Source organism: Pseudomonas sp. 05N433, from assembly GCF_056396925.1.
In genome coordinates, this window is sequence record NZ_JBFTML010000082.1 from 1 (window position 1) to 16,182 (window position 16,182).

Below are 16,182 nucleotides of genomic sequence, written 5' to 3' on the forward strand. Positions count from 1 at the left end.
CTGCCCCGCAGGGCATCGATACTCGTCCGATGCAGCAACGTAGATGAAGTCCTGCTTACCAAATCGGCCTTCGGCTTTGCTGCCTGATGTCAGGGGTTTCGGTACGAAGGTGGTGATACCCGCCTGCTCGCAGGCAAGGATTTCCAACCCCTTGTAATAGCCTCGGTCGGCGACCACCGTCAGCGACTCAGCGCCGATCTCTTCACGCGCCTGGTTCGCCATATTGCTGAGTTGCGTCCGGTCATTGCCAACGTTGGTCACCTCATGGGCAATGATCAGATGGTGCTTGTCGTCGACGGCTGTTTGTACGTTATAGCCAACCGTTCCGGTACCTCGGCCGCTCGTGGCCATTGAGCGGGCATCTGGGTCGGTAAGAGAGATTTGCTGGTCTGGACTGTCGTGAAGCTGCGCCTCGATGTCCTTGAGTTTCTGCATCTGCTGTTTCAGCGTTTCTATCTTTTCTTTCAACCGCTCGGTCTTGGCCTCGGCTACTTCGGGTGTTACCCGATCCGCCGAATCCATCGCCGCCAGATAACGGTCAATGCTCTGTTCGATCTGCTGCATGCGTGCCTTCACTTTTCCCTGGGTGAAGTTACGGTCGCGGTTGTTGACGGCTTTGAACTTGCTGCCATCGATGGCGATGATCGATTGAGAGAAGAGATTGAGGTTGCGGCAAAGCACTACGAATTGCCGGCAGACGCTGCGAATGGCTTTGCCATTGTCCTTGCGAAAGTCGGCAATGGTTTTGAAGTCCGGAGCCAAACGCCCCGTCAGCCACATCAACTCGACATTGCGCTCGGCCTCCCGTTCCAGTCGGCGGCTGGACTGAATCCGATTGAGGTAGCCGTAGATATAGATCTTCAGCAAGACCGCTGGATGGTAGGCTGGCCGTCCCGTTGCAGCAGGGTCAACACCTTCAAATCCAAGTGCGCCCAGGTCGAGTTCATCGACGAAAACGTCGACCACGCGCACTGGATTTTCTTCGGCTACGTAATCGTCCAAGCACTCAGGCAGCAACGTGACTTGCGTCCGAGCCTCACCTTCAATGAATCGCTTCATGATCGCCCCCAATACGATCTGGACGATCAGAAGGTTAGACAAACACTGGCGTTTTCACACAGTCTGGGTCGATTGCAGCCATTCGCGTCAGGCAGCAGTCGGCCAAAAGCGGGCATTCGATTTCCCTATTCATCTATCTCCCGAGCGTGCGAAATTAACAGCCCTTCAATTTCTCTCAAAGGCAGGCTAATGACCTCCACCCTGGCAATCTCGGATATTTTAGGTCCATGGAGTGGGGATGCCTCCACAGGACTCATTCAGCGTTGCAAGGAGGCATGGGACACACCTCTAGAGAGCTTGAATGATCTTATGGTCGCTACTTTTTTGAATCAAAACATCGCGACCAAACACCTGCTCATCGAGGCGAAGCGCCGCATGAAAGACCAGGAACGAGATGAAACCGAGTACTTCGACGGCCAGCTTCTCGAAGCTATCGAGCGCTTGCAATCCGGGGAGTAATTCATCCCGACGGATTGTTGCGTTCGCCACGGCATCTCAGCTTTGGGTCGAAAGCTCCCCCTCAGAGCCATCCCTTCCCGCCCAAAGCATTGACCATCCGCTCGCAACCAGTTTTAAGTCGGGTTAATAACGACAGATCGGCTCAACCCTGCCCAACACCGTACAATCATCCAGGGGGTATCGTTTTATCGGAAATGCCCCGTCCCTTGCAAACGATAGGCACTCCATGTGAATTTTTCCGAATACTTTGCAACTAACGATGGATCGCTCCCTGAAGTCGAGGTGACGTATTCAGACTCGTCGCTTGTCCCGCAGGCATTTCAATATCTGTTCGATCATGGCGCGAAAAATGTCACTGTTGACGGCGGCTATCTTTGGATTAAAGCATCCCAAAGTGGAAAGCCATTCTCCGGCCCTCAGGATGCTTTGCTTGTAAGCTCAGGTGCAGCAGAGGGGTTCCACGTCGTTCTCAGAGGGCTTTACGGCACCCGAGGTCAAATGCCTGATCTCGGTGTTTTCGTTTTCACTAATAGCCTCACACTGGACTATCGGATGGGGGCTCAGTGGGGACAAGATCAGATCTACTCATTGTTGGAGCTACTGCGGCAGCTAAGAGACCTTGGCGGTGTTATATCTACCCCATGGTGGGGAGCTGAGGGTGAACACGACTTCCTTGCGGCCCTGGAGAGCCTCGAACAATTTACTCATACTTAAATATACCGCGGGTCGCGACAGGCAAAAAAACGGCCATTTGCAGTCGTTAGCGGACGTCTGCAATGGGTCGTTTGCGGCCCGTCGCGACAGGCAGAAAACGGCCGGAAGCGCACCTGGTTTGCCCACTGGATAGTTAGACCCCACCGAGGTCAAACGGCTTTAGGCGACATCCTGCCGCTCGGCTTCAATTTGCCGCCATAATTCTTCCTCGATGAGCTCGGCATATTGTTCGGCGAGTGCCGCGCAGGCGTTGCGTCCGGCGTCACTGGCCGTGCCGTTTTCGTCATACACCTGACCTGACACCACATGAAACTCCAGTTCCCGATAGCCATAGGCGTCCCAATCGCTGGTGGTGGTCCACGGGTCGGGCGGCACATCCAGCAACGAAGTCACCTCGCATTGCAGGCAGTATTGGTCGATGTCCACGTCATAGATCATATGCGCCTCCGATACCGCGGACGCATAACAGTGTAGGAGGTTACCGTCCCTGGGGAGGCGGGTTGCCTGCATCACGCGAAAGCTACTTTCCTAGCCGCCATTTCACCACGCAACTCTCCAATCAGATTGTCAATTGCTCGGTTGGAGCCCAGGTTCGCAGTCGATATCCCTGTGACCAGTAATTCGACGCGACCCGATTCAGGCTCGAACACCTTGATCATGAGCGCCCCATCAGGATTCACAGTACAGGAACAGGAAAGAGGCAGAAAACCACCCTCAATGATGTGGCGAAGCTCAAAAATGGAGATCATGGCTTTCGTCCCAGGGTCATCGTTTTTTTTGGATGCTCGCCTATTAATAATAGAAACCTAGGTTCCTCCTTGTAGCAGAAAACGACTAACGTCTCGCCTTCCCCCACAGCGTCCTGCCGACCGTACGTCCCCCAAAATCCTACAGCTCGTCGCTCTACCCTCGCGCGTCCTATACACCTCAATTACTGTACATAAAACCAGTATACGTACAGTGAATCCACTTCAATGAATTTCGACCAGGCTAAAGCGCTGAGACTTCAGCAGTGGCGCTCGACCCTTGACGACCACGACTTTCGAATGCAGAACCCCGAGGCGCACAGACAGCACCTTCACTCCATGGCATCCACCTTGGTCGCTGAAGGGCTGATCGACACACTCGAGCAATACGACATGAATGAAATGGCCAACGCCGCGTACTGGCACGCCGTAGAAGAAGTGCAGAGCCATCCTGTCCGATATTGCGGCGCATCAACCTATGATGTTATGGCCCGCGACGGCTCCCTGACACTTGGGGAAATCCGGCAAACCATCTTCAACGCGAAAAGGGGCAACCAGGACGAAGTTCGAACCACATATGACGGCAAGGTCTATCGCGACGGCTCCGGGGCGAAGCTTGTTTTCAACCCGTCGGGTGTCACTGCCCGCAYCGAGGGCCTGACCCTGCCCCTGCCCCTGCACGATGGTCGACAGTTCGACCTTATCGAGACTGGCCGGATGATTCTCGGGGTGATTTACCAGCCTATTGAAGATCCCGATATGTATCGCGCCCTGATCGACGCAGCGCAGGTCGCGCTGGAAGAACGCGACCTGTATGCCTACGAAAAGATGCGACCGTTTATTGATCTGGCCAGGTTCAGAACTTGTCCCGCTTGCCTCGACTGCTTTGACCGAAGAGACGAGTGCGCCACCTGCTCCGGACAAGGTTTCATCATGAAGCATCCAGGGGCTGGTCTACGCTGAAAGCACGGACGGAGGACTTTCCAATGTGCGGGCGCCTTTCCCAATACAGTGGTATTCACGACTTTGTCGCAGCGCTGAGCATGCCCAACGCCCTGATCAACTATGCAGGCGACGAGCCTTTCGAGCGTTACAACGCTGCGCCCACCACCCAGCTCGCCCTCTTCCATCAGGAAGGTCAGTTTCTGCGAGCCGACATGGTGCGCTGGGGATGGCGGCCGCATTGGGCCAAGGACCGCGCCGCGCCTATCAATGCCCGGGTAGAGAAAGTCGCCCATGGAGCGTTCTTCAAAGCAATCTGGCCGCACCGGGCAATCATAGCGATCAATAACTGGTTTGAGTGGGTCGATGAAGGCGGACCAAAAAAACAGCCCTACCTGATCCGCCGGAAAGACCGAGCACCGATCCTCTGTGCCGCGATCGGCCAATACCCAAGCGCCGAACTTGGTCCGAGTGAATATGACGGCTTCGTGATCATCACCGCCGACAGCAAAGGCGGCATGGTGGATATTCACGATCGCCAGCCGGTGACGCTCAGCCCCGAGCTGGCCCGGGAATGGCTGGATCCGGCCACTCCAAACGAGCGCGCCGAGCAGATGGTGCTGCTCCAGGGCGAGCCCGCCGAGGCTTTCGAGTGGTTCAAAGTCGACCGCGCGGTGGGCAATGTCCGCAATCAGCAAAGCGGCCTGATCAACCCTATCAGCGATTCATTTGTCTGACTTTCCGGCTGACCCTATGCGCGGGTGGACAACTTGGGTAACTAAAACAGCCCACCCAATGATGCAGGCTCCCAATTCATGATTACCAACTCACCGCTGACTTCGGCTTTGCCTTGCCGCTGGTTGGTGTTGCTGTAGCGGATGTCCAGCGTCTCGAAATGAAAACCCTCAAACACCTGACGGATGTCCGGGTGGTCATTGATGCTGACCATCACCTTGCCTTTGCAACGGCGCATGAAGTCAGCCATCCGCTCATAGTTCTCGAACGGAAAATCCACACCGTAGCCGGCGGTCTGCCAATAAGGCGGGTCCATGTAGTGGAAGGTGTGGGCACGGTCGTAGCGTTCTGCACATTCCAGCCACGGCAGATTCTCGACGTAGGTTCCGGACAGACGCTGCCAAGCGGCCGAGAGGTTCTCCTCGATACGCAACAGGTTTATGGCCGGGCCGGTCGTCGCGGTACCGAACGTCTGTCCAGTGACCTTGCCGGCAAAGGCGTGGTGCTGCAGGTAGAAGAATCGGGCGGCGCGCTGGATGTCGGTGAGGGTTTCGGGGCGGGTCATCTTCTGCCATTCGAACACCTGCCGCGAGCTGAGCGCCCATTTGAACTGGCGCACGAACTCTTCGAGGTGGTTCTGCACGACGCGGTACAGCGTCACCAGGTCGCCGTTGATGTCGTTGAGGACTTCGACCGGCGCGGCCTGGGGCCGCATGAAGTACAGCGCCGCACCGCCGGCAAAGACTTCGACGTAGCATTCGTGCGGTGGGAAGAGCGGAATGAGGCGGTCGGCCAGGCGGCGTTTGCCGCCCATCCAAGGAATGATGGGTGTAGACATTGATAGCAAGACCTTTACTGTATGGATAAACAGGTGCTAGGCTCGCCGCGCTTTGTGCACGGAGCAAGAGCCTTGGCTGGACTTGCAGGGACATTCTGCAGGGACGGCGGCCGGGTTGGATGTTGACGCATCCACTCCGGTCGCTCTTTTTCACTTCGGTGTTGAGACTTCTTTGGCATAGGCCTGACAGGCTGCCAACGCGATCAATCCTTGGTCGCCGACATCGGTGATGCCGATAATTCGTTGAGCATGCGCCGGGTCAAGTTGGGCTCTTGCGGCGCCATGAACCATGCCGCCGGCTGTGGTGGCGGCTGACACTGTGCAGCCACTGGCATCATCGGTGTGGAGTAAGACTGACAGGCGCAGATCAGCAGTGGCAAGGCGGTCGCGCAGGCGACCTTGATCACGTTGGGCATCGCTCAGGGCTCGGTAATGGGTTTGTTCACTGGCGGAAAGCCGCTGCTCCAGGGCCAGACGTTTGGCCTGCTCAGCTTGTTGTTGCGTGGCAGCGGCCAGCGTGAGTTGATTGAGGGTTTCAGTCTGCAGGCGGGCTTGTTGCTCAAGCTGTCGGCCGTAGCGCCAGTCCTGAACCCGCCAGGCCAACGCTGCAGTTCCGCCGATCAATGTGGCCAGCAGCACGCCGAGGGTCAGCAGTCGATACGTCGCCGGGATCAGGTCGACGACACGCATAGCACTGCCCTCGCCCGCTTCCACAATTGCAACCGATCCGCCAAGCCGTTGAGCCCGCCGTTGATCTTGCGGGTGATCGCCTCGAATTCATCCCGATCCGCCAGGGCGTTCAGCTCGCGCACCCACCAGAACCACGCAGCCGACTCGGCCGCCCACTGCGGCTGCTCGAGCAACTCCGGGGTGCGCAGTAATCGTTCGTCACCGAACAGCGCCAGGCTGCAGCGCAGGTAGTTGCTGCGGCCGGTGATCTGGATCAGGCCACGACCGCGATAGCGCTGGCCATCACCGTCGGCCGCCGGAGTGTTGCCCAGCTTGGTGGCCAGACTGCCGGTGTCGTACTTGCTCAGGTACTGATCGCCGCCCAGTTCGCGGACGTACTGCAGTTGGCCGGACTCGTGCCCGACCTGAGCCAGGAACGCGGCCTGCCGTTTCGGCGTATTGATTTGCCGATGGGCCATCGAGGTATTTAGGGCAGATACAAAAACGCCCGCTTGGCGGCGGGCGTTAGGCATGATGCGCTGTAGCTGTTGCTCTGTCAGTGACATAGCGGGTCTCCATGGGGTTTGGGGGTTGCGGCGCTACTGCTTGAGCTGAACAACTTTCAGATCCTTCGCCGGCTTTTTCTTTTTGCCTTTGGCTTTCGCCTTGCCCTGCTTGCCGCCGTTGCACTCGACCGTGGTACTCCAGCCGGACTGGGTGAACACCTGCTCCACCGAATCCACCAGGTACTCGCCATCGAAACCGACCTTGAAGCCTTGGGCATCGATCGTTCGCTCGGCAAACAGGTCAGTGCGCCCGCGCATTTCCAGGCGGACGCCGGCTGTTGAGCGGTTGAACGCGGCGAGGCGTGCTTTGGCCGCTGCCTCGGCGGCAGACTTGTTCGGGTAGATGTGACGGTCGGTGTGCACCGGCGGCAGGCCGTTCGGTGAGTCGTCGTTGTCCAGGGTGACCACGGCGAGCTTTCCGCTTTTCTTGTCCTGGTGCTTGGTCGACACCGCCTTATGGGTGTTGCGATCCCCCAGGCGGAACTGAAAGCGGCTGACGTCACGGCGATGAATCGCAACGACGCCAAAGGCCTTGCCCGAGGCGCTCTGCCCCGCCTGTCGAGGCATCACCAGCAATTTGCCGTCGGCCACCTTGGCCGTGCAGTCGTACTGCTTGGCCAGGCGAGTGATGAAGTTGAAATCCGACTCGTTGAGCTGATCGGCGCGGGGCACCTTGGTCTGCACCGGGCACATCGGTTGCCAGCCGTTACGCGCTGCGACATCGGCGACAATCCGCGACAAGGGCACGTCTTCCCAGCTGCCGCTGCGCGTGGTCTTGCCGCTGCCACGCATGTCGCTGGCTTTGCCGGTAATCACCAGGGTGTCCGGCGGTCCTGAGAAATCCACGTCATCGACGACGTAGCGCCCGATGCGAGCCAACGACGTGCCTGCGTAGCCCAGGTAGATCTCGATGCTGGCCCCTCGCGGCGGCAGGGCTACGGCACCGTCGCGGTCATCTATGCGCAATTCGAATTCGTCGGACTCCATGCCGGGCTTGTCGGTGGTTTTCAGTTGCAGCAGCCGGTCATTGATCAGGGCGGTGATGTCGGCGCCGTCGGCCACGACGCGAAAGGCTGGGGTCATTGTTCTGTCCAAAAGAAAGCCCGCACACGGCGGGCAAAAAAAAGGTTCTTCACGGATTACCGGGAAAGAACCAAAAAAAAGCCCTAGCGTTTGAGGCTAGGGCTTTCTTGCCCGGCGTCGGGCTGATTACTCCTGGTCGACTACATCACGCCCGCTGGAATATGCCGGTCCCACTGCCGGAGAACTGCCCGCTAATGTTCGCGCCATGTTGCGGGACCAGTGCGGCCAGCAGGCGCGGCCCTTCAAAAAGGTACAGGGTGAGCGAACCTGAATTAATCGACAATTGGAGYGTCAACATGACGCCGATGAGGTTCCCAGCATTAGGCGCCTTGCCCACCAGGTAGAGATTGGGAATGTTGATATTGCTACCCGTACCTGTCGCCTGGCCGATGAACCGCGCTGCGGTTCCTTGCTGAGGAGCATTTGGTCCGATCTCGACGGCTGAGGCATTAATCTGGATGGTTTCGGTGCCGTCACCGCAACCTTCGAAGGTGAAGAAACCGCAAATGTTCTGCTGGGATCCGCATCCACACAACGATTGCGGGTGCACGTCCTGATGGAGGACCTCTTGTAGCGCCGGTTTCGCACTGACAAGCTCTTGCAGGCGCTTGATTTGCGCGTCAAAGGCAGCTTGTGATTGCTTTTTGAGCGCATCGATCTGCTCAGGTTTTATGTCTTGAAAAGACGTCATATCTAAAATCCTTTTAGTTTTTGCGAAAAGACCTGGAGACATTGCGCCTCACTCGACCAGCGCACCTTCCAGGAGCACACCACGAACCCTTCGGCTCGCGGCCACCTTTTTAAACACAATCTGCAAGCGCTTGCAACTGCAATGCGTGGGCGTGAATATCAGCCCCACAGCATCACCACCTCATCGGTGGGGGCCGGCAGATCCGGTAACACGATCACGATGCCGGCGCGGTACGGTTGCGGCTCATCGGCCAGGCCCTGATTGGCATCCAGCACCGCCTCCACGGTGCCGCTCAAATGCCCGTAAGCGTGATAACACAGGGTATCGAGCAGGTCCCCTTCAGACGTTCTGCAGGTCGTCGCCATAGCGTGCAAACTCCAAGGTGAACGCCTGCTTGCGCGGGATTCCACCCTGCAGCAGCGCGCTCTGTTCTTCTTCGACGTTCTTCAGGCACCAGGTGCCGAGCACATCCCCATAGCCGGTGGTCAGGGTCAGGGGCTGGAGCCGGGCGCCGAGGCTGCGCAAAGTGTCCAACTGCTTGATCCCGCCCTTGAAGCCGGGAAAGATCGCACCCTTGAGGGTGATCTTTTCCTCGCCGATACCCACCGCCTGCTGTGCCGGTCGCCGGGTCAGCCGTTCCTGCGAGGCCCAGCGGTACTCCGTCGAGCGCCGCAGCTCGTCGAAGGCGGCGGTGTCCAGGTTGAAGTAATACGGGATCGCCTTGGGATCCAGTGGCTGCACGATCAGCAGGTGCGGGAACGGCTTCACCGCCTCCGGTACCGGCGTGGCGTCACCAGCCAGTGATCCGGTCGGCAGGATGTTCCCCAGCGACGGGCTGACCTTGCCGGCGATCTTGTTGATCGCAGTAGACGCTCGGGCGGCCTGTTCCTTCAGTTGGCCCATGCGTTCATCGATCTGCGAGATCGCGCGGCTAGCCTTGTTGTACGTGGCCACCACCTGCCCGACCTTGGCCTGGGCAGCGTTCACCCCGCGCATCACGCGCTGCAGCTTTTCCCCGACCGCCGGACCGACAATCGGGATACCCTCAAGCTCCGAGGCCGCGCCGCTGATCTCGCTGATCGCGCCGTTGACGGGCCCCATCATGCCGTCGAGGCTGCGCCGGCCGGTCTCCCCTGCTGCTGCCAGTTGCTTGAGCCCTGACTGCAGCTGTTCCATGTAGGCCATTGGCCCTCCTTACACATGAGGTTCGTCGTACAGCTTGCGGTTCTGCAGCTGCTGCGTGGCTTGCTGCATCTGCTGTTCGATGAAGGGTCGCAGCTCGCGGGCCATTTGCGCTGGATCCTTCACATCGCCCTGCACGGTGATGTGCAGCGGCGCCTGAATGTCGATCCGTTGTTCCACCTTCGGCGCCTCAGGCTTGGTCGCTGCCGGCACCGGGGCCAGCAGCGCCGGAACGCTTGGTGGCGCGGGAGCGGCCAGGGATCGGGTTACATCACCCAACGCGGCACCGCCAGCTTCGCGCTCCGGCAACAGGCTCTGCACCGCCGATGGTTTCGGCGAGCCAGATGCGGCAGGGCTGAGTGGCCCGACGGCGGGCGCAAACGACCGGGCGATGTTGCCCATCACCGGCGGAAGGTTCTGCCCGGCGTTGGCCATCATCAGCGGCCCGGCCGCCGGCAGGGTTTTCAGCGACTCGTCGGTGCCGAACAACGACTTGCCGAGAGAGCCGCCAAGGGCATCACCGCCCATGTAACCGAGATACCCACCGATCAGTCCACCGACGAGGTTGCCGATGATTGGCACCGCTGTGCCGATGGCGGCACCGGCGGCCGCTCCGGCCAATGTACCGGCCAGGCCACCCGCAACCTGACCGTAACCTTCGGCTTTTTCGTCCTGAGTCTCGGCGTTTTCGTAAGTGTCATACGCCTTGTATCCCGCTTGGGCGACCGCGATCACCGCCGGGCCTTTCATGCCCTGGGCGATGGAAGCCCCACGACCAAGGCCACCACCACGGCCACCTTTACCCGCCTTGCCCGATTTTTTGCCGTCGGCATCCAGGTCGCCGGCATCCATCCCGCCCCCCATACCCGGCAGATTGGTGACGATCACCTTTTGCGGAATGTTCGGGTTGCCCATCAGGGTGCCGCGCCCGAGGTTCATCAAGCCCTTGCCGACCTTGTAGGCATTGACTACGCCCCTCAGCGCAACGAGGCCTGCCACAGCCGTGCCGATGCTAGCCACCACGCGTGGGGATTCGTCGGCAAGTCCCGACAGCTTGCGACTGACGTTGTTGATGCCGTCGGCCACGGCATCGGTGACCGGCCGCAGCGCATCGCCGATGCTGCGCATAGCGTCGTCCATGCCCTGGGCCATCTCGGACCATTTTTGCGCGGACGTCTGCCGGCGCTCAGCCAGGTTCTTGTCGAGGATCCCGGTGGCGCCGGCCGAGTCCTTCTTCAGTTGGTTATACAGATCCTTGTTCTGCATGTAGGCAGYCAGCGCCGCCTTGACCTGCATGTCGGCGAACAGGTCACCGGTGCGCAGCGCCTCCTCGAGCGCAATGATCATGCCCTTGGCCTTCTCCGGATCCGTCTCCTTGCTGATCTTGGCCGTGGCCTCGGCCATTGCCTTGGCCTTCTTCGGGTCGGTCGCGGCGATGTATTTCTGCGCCAGGGCGAAACTGGATTCCAGGGTCGACATACCGCTCTGCAGGCCGGTGGTCATCGACGCCTGATAGTCGATCCCGGCCTTTTTGTAGGCATCGACCGTCTCACCCGAGCCGATCTTGCCCATCCAGTTTTTCAGGTTGTTGGCCGCTTCGTCGGCACCGCCGGCCGTCTTCATCTGCACCTGCAGCATCGCGCCCAGCTGGGTCACGGCGTCCATGCCGTAGATCTTCAGGTTGCCCATGTTGGCCAGCAGTTCGGGGAACCAACGGGCCATGTCCGCCGATTCGAAGCTGCCCGCCTGACCTTGAAAGGCGATCGCCTCCAGCGCCTTCTGCATCATCGCCGGATTGGTGATTTTGGCGTTCTGACTCAAGGCGTTGATCATTTTCGCGGTTTCGGTGCCGTCCGCGCCCTGCCCCACGACGAACTTGGCGGCGGTCGGGGCGTATTCCAGCGCCTGCTTCAGATCCATACCGGCGCCGACCAGGGCGTTGACCACGTCGGCCACCTGGTTGCGCGCCATACCGGCGTCCTGCGAGGTGCTGATGATCGTGCGCGACATGTCCTGTTCTTGCGCGGTGTTGGCAATCCCTGCCTTGATCGCGATGTCACGAGTAATCGCGCCATAGTCCGCGCTGACCTTGGTCGGGATAGCCACGGCGGCGGTCATGGCACCGGCTTGGCCGATGGTGCTTTTCAGTCCCGAACGTCCCTCCTCGATCTGCCGGTGACCGAGTGCTTTGAGTTCGGCCCCGGCAGCTACGCGGCCCATCGTCGCGTAGGCTTTGCTCAGTCGGCCAACCTCGACGCCCTGCTTCTTGAGCAGGTCGAGGTTCTTTTCATATTTGGCCAGCAGCTTGTCTGCACCTTCGGCGCCGGCCGTATGCGCCTTGCGCCATTCCTCGCGCAGACGCATGGTGTCGCCGATGGTGTTCTGCAAGACTCGGGCCTTGCTGCCCACCGAATCCAGATGCTTGATCTTGCTTTCGACGTCCTTGAACGCTTTGCCTACCGTCGGATCGACGGCGCCGCCAATGACAAAGCCGAGCGCGAGGTTCTTCGCCATGTGCGTGCCTTATGCGTCGGAAGGGTTAAGCGGTGGCTCAATCGGAGAGCCACCACACCAGTTCGTTGAAGGGCATGGCCGTGATCTCAGCGGCGGAGAACCCGGTCTCCCTGGCCATGCGTTTGGCCAGGGTCTTCAACGTATTTCCGTCGCACCTAGTCGTCCGTGACCAGGCGAAAGTAGCCGGCCTGCAGGCGCATGTAATCGACCATTTTCAACCCCATCAGATCCGTTTCGGGGGTCTGCGTCAGCGAGGCAAACAGCGACATTTCGCGCTGTTCCGCGTCGCCGTTGGAGGCGGCCTGCGCCGCCCGCACGTCACGCACGCAGGGAGCGCGCATCGACAGGGTATCGACCTGCACGCCGGACAGTTCGGTCGGGTACTTGAGGCTGATGCGAAGACCATCGTCGGAGAGCTGCAGCCACTTGGGCAGGGCTTTTTCGGTTGTCGGTTGAATGTCTTGAGTCATTGCGGGTTTCCTTAAAGGCCCAGGGCCGAACGTTCTTCAGCGAGTTGATCGACGCCATCAACCACCAGCACCATGCCGACCATGTCGATCTCGTAGATCAACCGACCACCGACTTCGAGCTTGTAGTAGGTCAGCGCCATGTTGTGTTTGCTTTCGGCCTTTTCACCGGATTTCCAATCCCCCATGTCGACCTCCTTGATACCGCCACGCATGGTGACGATGACCGGGGTGACCTTGCCTTTGAGGCCCTTGAACGAGCCCCGGAACACGGCGTTGCACGCTGTACGGTCCGAGAGGCCGAACCACTTCAAGGCCTCACGACGCACACCGTTGGTGGTGAATCCGGCTTCGAGCTTTTCCACGCCGGTCGGGATCTCGATCTCGCCGGCCATGCCGCCGCCCCGGTAGGTTTCGGTTTTCAGCACCACCTTGGGCAGGGTGAGGCTCGGCATTTCGCCGGCAAAACTCACGCCGTCGATAAACCCGGCGCAGTTGGACAGAACTTCAGGAATCATCAGGGGGCCTCCTTAGGCGGCTTCAAGCACTTCGGTCATCCATTCGTTGGTGACTTCAAAGAGGAAATTCGGGTTCTCGGCCGGCGGCACGTCGGTGAAGCGGATGCGCCAATACACCTTGCCCTGCTCGATCTGGCTGGCCGTGTTCAATTCATGATCCGCGTACACCTCGAAGTTGATCACCGCACCTTGGTTCTTCAGGTCACGCATGAACGCCTCCAGACCGTCGGTGACGTCCTTGACGTAGGTCTTGGTGATCGAACGGTCGACCGCCCATTTGTGCCCGGCTTGCACCGCGTCCATGAGGATGAACAGCGTGCGCACCCGGGTGACGAACGCCCACTTCGGATCGCTGGACAGCGTCCGATTGCCCCACAGGCGGTAACCGTCGTCGCGAATGATCGTGGTGATCTTGGCGTTGTTGAGCAGGTTGGCCCGGCAGGTTTCGTCACCGTCCAGGTACTCGACGGCGCGGGTGGTGCCAGTGATGCCGGTGAACTCCTTGTTCGACGGCGAGGCCCAGAAGCCGTAGGTCGCATCCGTCCAGGCGAACAGGCCGGCCGTCCACGCCGACCCCGGGGCATTCACCGTCGCACTGGTGCCGGTGTCCCAGAACTGCACGCCTGGGTCGACCATGAACAGGTTGCGGCTGCCGAAGTGGTCGGCGTAGGCCATGGCGGCCTCGTCGGTGGTGCACGGCCCGTCGATGATGCCGATGGCCCGCAGCTTCTGCGCCAGGCTGTCGATGGCGGTGGCTACCGCTTGTGTCGCCGAATGCCCCGGCGCGATCAGCAGCCGCGGCTGGGCGTTGAACAGACTTTTGCCGTCGAGTAACGCCTGCAGGCCGGTACGCTGCCCCGAGGCCAGGACACCCCCGATGATGGCCGAAGTCTGCAGCGCGGGATCGTCCATCTTCGGCACGCCGATGGCGACAATGACTGCCTTGGCCTTGGTGTAGATCGCCTGGCAGGCCTTGGTGATCGCCGCATCGGCACCGAACGCCGCGATGGCTTCGCGCTCGGTGGTGATCAGCTTCAGCTCGCCGGCCTTGGCCGTGCCGCCACCGAGCACGCCCGGGGTGAAGGTGTCGCACAGACCGATGATCGAGGACGACGGCAACGAGATGGTGCGCGCGCCGGTATCGACCGAGGTGGTCGTGACACCGTGAAAGAAACTCATAAGGCTCAATCTCCAGGAATGAAAAAGCCCCGCATATGCGAGGCTGTCAGGGATGTTCGAATTGCGTGTAACGGAAAAGAAAACGCCCCGTCAGTGCGGGGCGTTATTGGGCCAAGCTGGCAATCCATGCCGGGGGCTTGGGGCGGCCAGACTGATCAGGAAAAAGCGTCACATCCGGCCAATCGCGTAACGCCTGGCGGTAGGCATACAGGTCGGTTCGCTGTTCAGCATTGATTGGGTAGTCCGGCATTACCAGATAGTCAGTCGCGGCGACTTGTACATTGCGCCATGCTCGCTCGCCCGCTTGCGCCGCTGCAATCTGCGCCGCCTCATCCAGAACCCAATCGCCACCAGCCCACACATAGAACTGACCTGGCCGGGGCTTGGCGGTCAGTCCTTCGGGCAGATCGCCAATCTCGAAATGCTCTTCCTCGGCGCCGCTATCTGTGTGGTAAACCATGCCGCGATAGTCGGCCAATAGTTGCGGCTCCCCATCGACCAGCACCCATACGTGGCCAGCCTCGGGCTGGCTCAGAGGATTTTCCAGCTGGACGGTATTGCCCGGCAGATATTGGCCAAACCCCGGGACCTCCGGAAACTCTGACAACTCAAACGGCCCGGAAAGAATGCCGAGCGGATCGAACAAATAGATATTCATTAGAACCTCAGATCACTTTAATTCGGCCCGGATAGGCGATGTTTTTCGGGCGTGTCTCAGATCCGCCTGTCGCGCCCGTGTTGCCACCACTCCAGGCGGCATAGGTGACGCTCCCGCCGCCCATCATCTGGGTGCCGTAGGTTACGGAACCCACATAGTGGCCGTGACTCTTTAACTCATCGAGTTGAGAGCTACCGCCTACGCGGCCAGGGTCGACTCCGGCGGACTCGTCAAGGGGGCGGAAGAATTTACCGCGCGGATCTGGACTCCGGAACGTGGTCGCGCCATCGCCCGAGGTCCAGCCGCCCTCCATACCCGCGCGAGCGGCTTCCGTAGTCAGCATTCCCGACTGCTGAGCGTGGTCCCACAACCAGGGCCAATCGGCACGAACAAAGAGGGCATTGCCCAACGGGACGTGCCCCCCTGGATTCAATACGGTCGTCGTTTCAAGCACCGGCCGCCCGAGTGCCGTACCGTCTAGGCGCGCAATCGGTATCCAGTTGCCCTTGCCATCACTGCGCAAATGCCAATAATCCCCGGCCCCCATCAGGTATAAGAATGGATAGCCGGCCGCATTCAGATGGGTATGGAACTTGATTTTGTTGCTTCCGGCCGCCTTGATTGTCAGCCGGTTGCTGGTGTTGTCGACCCGTCGAACCACCACACTACGAACGCCCAGCGCTGCGTTGGCATCGGGCAACTCAACCGTCAACGCCCCCGCGCTGCCATCAATAAGGACAAGCCCCAACTCGGCCGCCACCAAGGACTTTGAGGTGTTGACCTCCACTAAAGGGATTTGGCCCGCGCCGTTAATCAAGTCGATTGTTTCGGTTTTGGTGAAGGCGTCCGTGATCCCATAACCGGCCAGCGTGGTCGGATTAGTCCCGCCCACCACCCGACCGTATTTGTCCACGGTCACACTGCGGTACGTTCCGGCATTGACACCGGTGCGCCCGGCCGCCATTTCAAACAGCAGATCCGTCACGCCCAGGACAATCGGCGCATCCGTCACCAGTTGCCAAATGCTGTCGCCGTTGGTTGTGCCGCGCTCGACATGCACAAACAGCCCGGGCGTGACTTCCAGACTGCTATCGGCATCCGCGCTACGCGTCCACACACCCGCCGCAGACACGCTATACAGGCCGTTGTCCTTGGGTGCGGC

At 59.9% G+C, this 16,182-nt stretch carries 20 protein-coding genes; 4 read left to right on the forward strand and 16 right to left on the reverse strand.

Features of this window, described 5'->3' with window-relative positions:
• Window positions 1-1,059 (reverse strand): IS1182 family transposase (locus AC1DIS_RS28225; RefSeq protein WP_477781234.1); only part of this gene is annotated, 1,059 nt, incomplete at its 3' end.
• Window positions 1,060-1,248: 189 nt separating this feature from the next.
• Between AC1DIS_RS28225 and AC1DIS_RS28230 the strand changes: the two genes are divergently transcribed.
• Both AC1DIS_RS28230 and AC1DIS_RS28235 read left to right on the forward strand, forming a co-directional pair.
• Window positions 1,249-1,518 carry a hypothetical protein gene (locus AC1DIS_RS28230; protein WP_477748897.1) on the forward strand — a complete coding sequence of 90 codons (270 nt, stop codon included), beginning with the start codon at window positions 1,249-1,251 and terminating at the stop codon, window positions 1,516-1,518.
• Between the two features lie 228 nt (window positions 1,519-1,746).
• Entirely contained in the window at window positions 1,747-2,232 is a 486-nt protein-coding gene (locus AC1DIS_RS28235; protein WP_477748896.1) for a hypothetical protein, read from the forward strand.
• A gap of 159 nt (window positions 2,233-2,391) precedes the next feature.
• On the opposite strand, the gene AC1DIS_RS28240 is transcribed toward AC1DIS_RS28235, so the two are convergent.
• Both AC1DIS_RS28240 and AC1DIS_RS28245 read right to left on the reverse strand, forming a co-directional pair.
• Window positions 2,392-2,670, reverse strand: coding sequence for a hypothetical protein (locus tag AC1DIS_RS28240; protein WP_477748895.1), 279 nt, complete (start codon window positions 2,668-2,670; stop codon window positions 2,392-2,394).
• A 71-nt stretch (window positions 2,671-2,741) separates the two neighbouring features.
• The gene (locus tag AC1DIS_RS28245) at window positions 2,742-2,981 is read right to left on the reverse strand and encodes a DUF1652 domain-containing protein (protein ID WP_477748894.1); all 240 of its coding nucleotides are present in this window, start codon (window positions 2,979-2,981) and stop codon (window positions 2,742-2,744) included.
• Window positions 2,982-3,206: 225 nt separating this feature from the next.
• On the opposite strand from AC1DIS_RS28245, the gene AC1DIS_RS28250 reads away from it, so the two are divergent.
• Both AC1DIS_RS28250 and AC1DIS_RS28255 read left to right on the forward strand, forming a co-directional pair.
• Window positions 3,207-3,941: a hypothetical protein gene (locus AC1DIS_RS28250; protein ID WP_477781235.1), complete on the forward strand. Its 735-nt coding sequence runs from the start codon at window positions 3,207-3,209 to the stop codon at window positions 3,939-3,941.
• A 23-nt stretch (window positions 3,942-3,964) separates the two neighbouring features.
• Complete coding sequence (locus AC1DIS_RS28255) at window positions 3,965-4,657, forward strand: SOS response-associated peptidase family protein (RefSeq protein ID WP_477748892.1); 693 nt, start codon at window positions 3,965-3,967, stop codon at window positions 4,655-4,657.
• Between the two features lie 41 nt (window positions 4,658-4,698).
• On the opposite strand, the gene AC1DIS_RS28260 is transcribed toward AC1DIS_RS28255, so the two are convergent.
• The 13 genes from AC1DIS_RS28260 to AC1DIS_RS28320 form a co-directional block, all read right to left on the reverse strand.
• Window positions 4,699-5,493 carry a DNA adenine methylase gene (locus AC1DIS_RS28260; RefSeq protein ID WP_477748891.1) on the reverse strand — a complete coding sequence of 265 codons (795 nt, stop codon included), beginning with the start codon at window positions 5,491-5,493 and terminating at the stop codon, window positions 4,699-4,701.
• 150 nt (window positions 5,494-5,643) lie between these two features.
• Window positions 5,644-6,183 (reverse strand): lysis protein, encoded by a 540-nt coding sequence (locus tag AC1DIS_RS28265; protein ID WP_477748890.1) that lies wholly within the window; start codon window positions 6,181-6,183, stop codon window positions 5,644-5,646.
• A complete protein-coding gene (locus AC1DIS_RS28270) occupies window positions 6,165-6,728 on the reverse strand; it encodes a glycoside hydrolase family 19 protein (protein ID WP_477748889.1) in 564 nt (187 codons plus the stop codon). The genes AC1DIS_RS28265 and AC1DIS_RS28270 overlap by 19 nt, the downstream gene beginning before the upstream one ends.
• A 33-nt stretch (window positions 6,729-6,761) precedes the next feature.
• Window positions 6,762-7,811, reverse strand: a complete 1,050-nt coding sequence (locus tag AC1DIS_RS28275) for a phage late control D family protein (protein ID WP_477748888.1) — start codon at window positions 7,809-7,811, stop codon at window positions 6,762-6,764.
• Between the two features lie 145 nt (window positions 7,812-7,956).
• Complete coding sequence (locus AC1DIS_RS28280) at window positions 7,957-8,502, reverse strand: hypothetical protein (protein ID WP_477748887.1); 546 nt, start codon at window positions 8,500-8,502, stop codon at window positions 7,957-7,959.
• A gap of 158 nt (window positions 8,503-8,660) precedes the next feature.
• Window positions 8,661-8,867 carry a tail protein X gene (locus tag AC1DIS_RS28285; RefSeq protein ID WP_477748886.1) on the reverse strand — a complete coding sequence of 69 codons (207 nt, stop codon included), beginning with the start codon at window positions 8,865-8,867 and terminating at the stop codon, window positions 8,661-8,663.
• The gene (locus AC1DIS_RS28290) at window positions 8,842-9,687 is read right to left on the reverse strand and encodes a phage tail protein (protein ID WP_477748885.1); all 846 of its coding nucleotides are present in this window, start codon (window positions 9,685-9,687) and stop codon (window positions 8,842-8,844) included. The genes AC1DIS_RS28285 and AC1DIS_RS28290 overlap by 26 nt, the downstream gene beginning before the upstream one ends.
• A gap of 9 nt (window positions 9,688-9,696) precedes the next feature.
• Window positions 9,697-12,198, reverse strand: a complete 2,502-nt coding sequence (locus tag AC1DIS_RS28295; RefSeq protein ID WP_477781236.1) for a phage tail tape measure protein — start codon at window positions 12,196-12,198, stop codon at window positions 9,697-9,699.
• Window positions 12,199-12,353: 155 nt separating this feature from the next.
• Window positions 12,354-12,668, reverse strand: a complete 315-nt coding sequence (locus tag AC1DIS_RS28300; RefSeq protein ID WP_477748883.1) for a phage tail assembly protein — start codon at window positions 12,666-12,668, stop codon at window positions 12,354-12,356.
• 11 nt (window positions 12,669-12,679) lie between these two features.
• Window positions 12,680-13,183 (reverse strand): phage major tail tube protein, encoded by a 504-nt coding sequence (locus AC1DIS_RS28305; protein WP_477748882.1) that lies wholly within the window; start codon window positions 13,181-13,183, stop codon window positions 12,680-12,682.
• A 12-nt stretch (window positions 13,184-13,195) separates the two neighbouring features.
• Window positions 13,196-14,362: a phage tail sheath subtilisin-like domain-containing protein gene (locus AC1DIS_RS28310; RefSeq protein WP_477748881.1), complete on the reverse strand. Its 1,167-nt coding sequence runs from the start codon at window positions 14,360-14,362 to the stop codon at window positions 13,196-13,198.
• 103 nt (window positions 14,363-14,465) lie between these two features.
• Complete coding sequence (locus tag AC1DIS_RS28315) at window positions 14,466-15,020, reverse strand: phage tail assembly chaperone (RefSeq protein ID WP_477748880.1); 555 nt, start codon at window positions 15,018-15,020, stop codon at window positions 14,466-14,468.
• Window positions 15,021-15,027: 7 nt separating this feature from the next.
• Window positions 15,028-16,182, reverse strand: a 1,155-nt coding sequence (locus AC1DIS_RS28320) for a phage tail protein (protein WP_477781237.1), incomplete at its 5' end; no start/stop codon positions are given.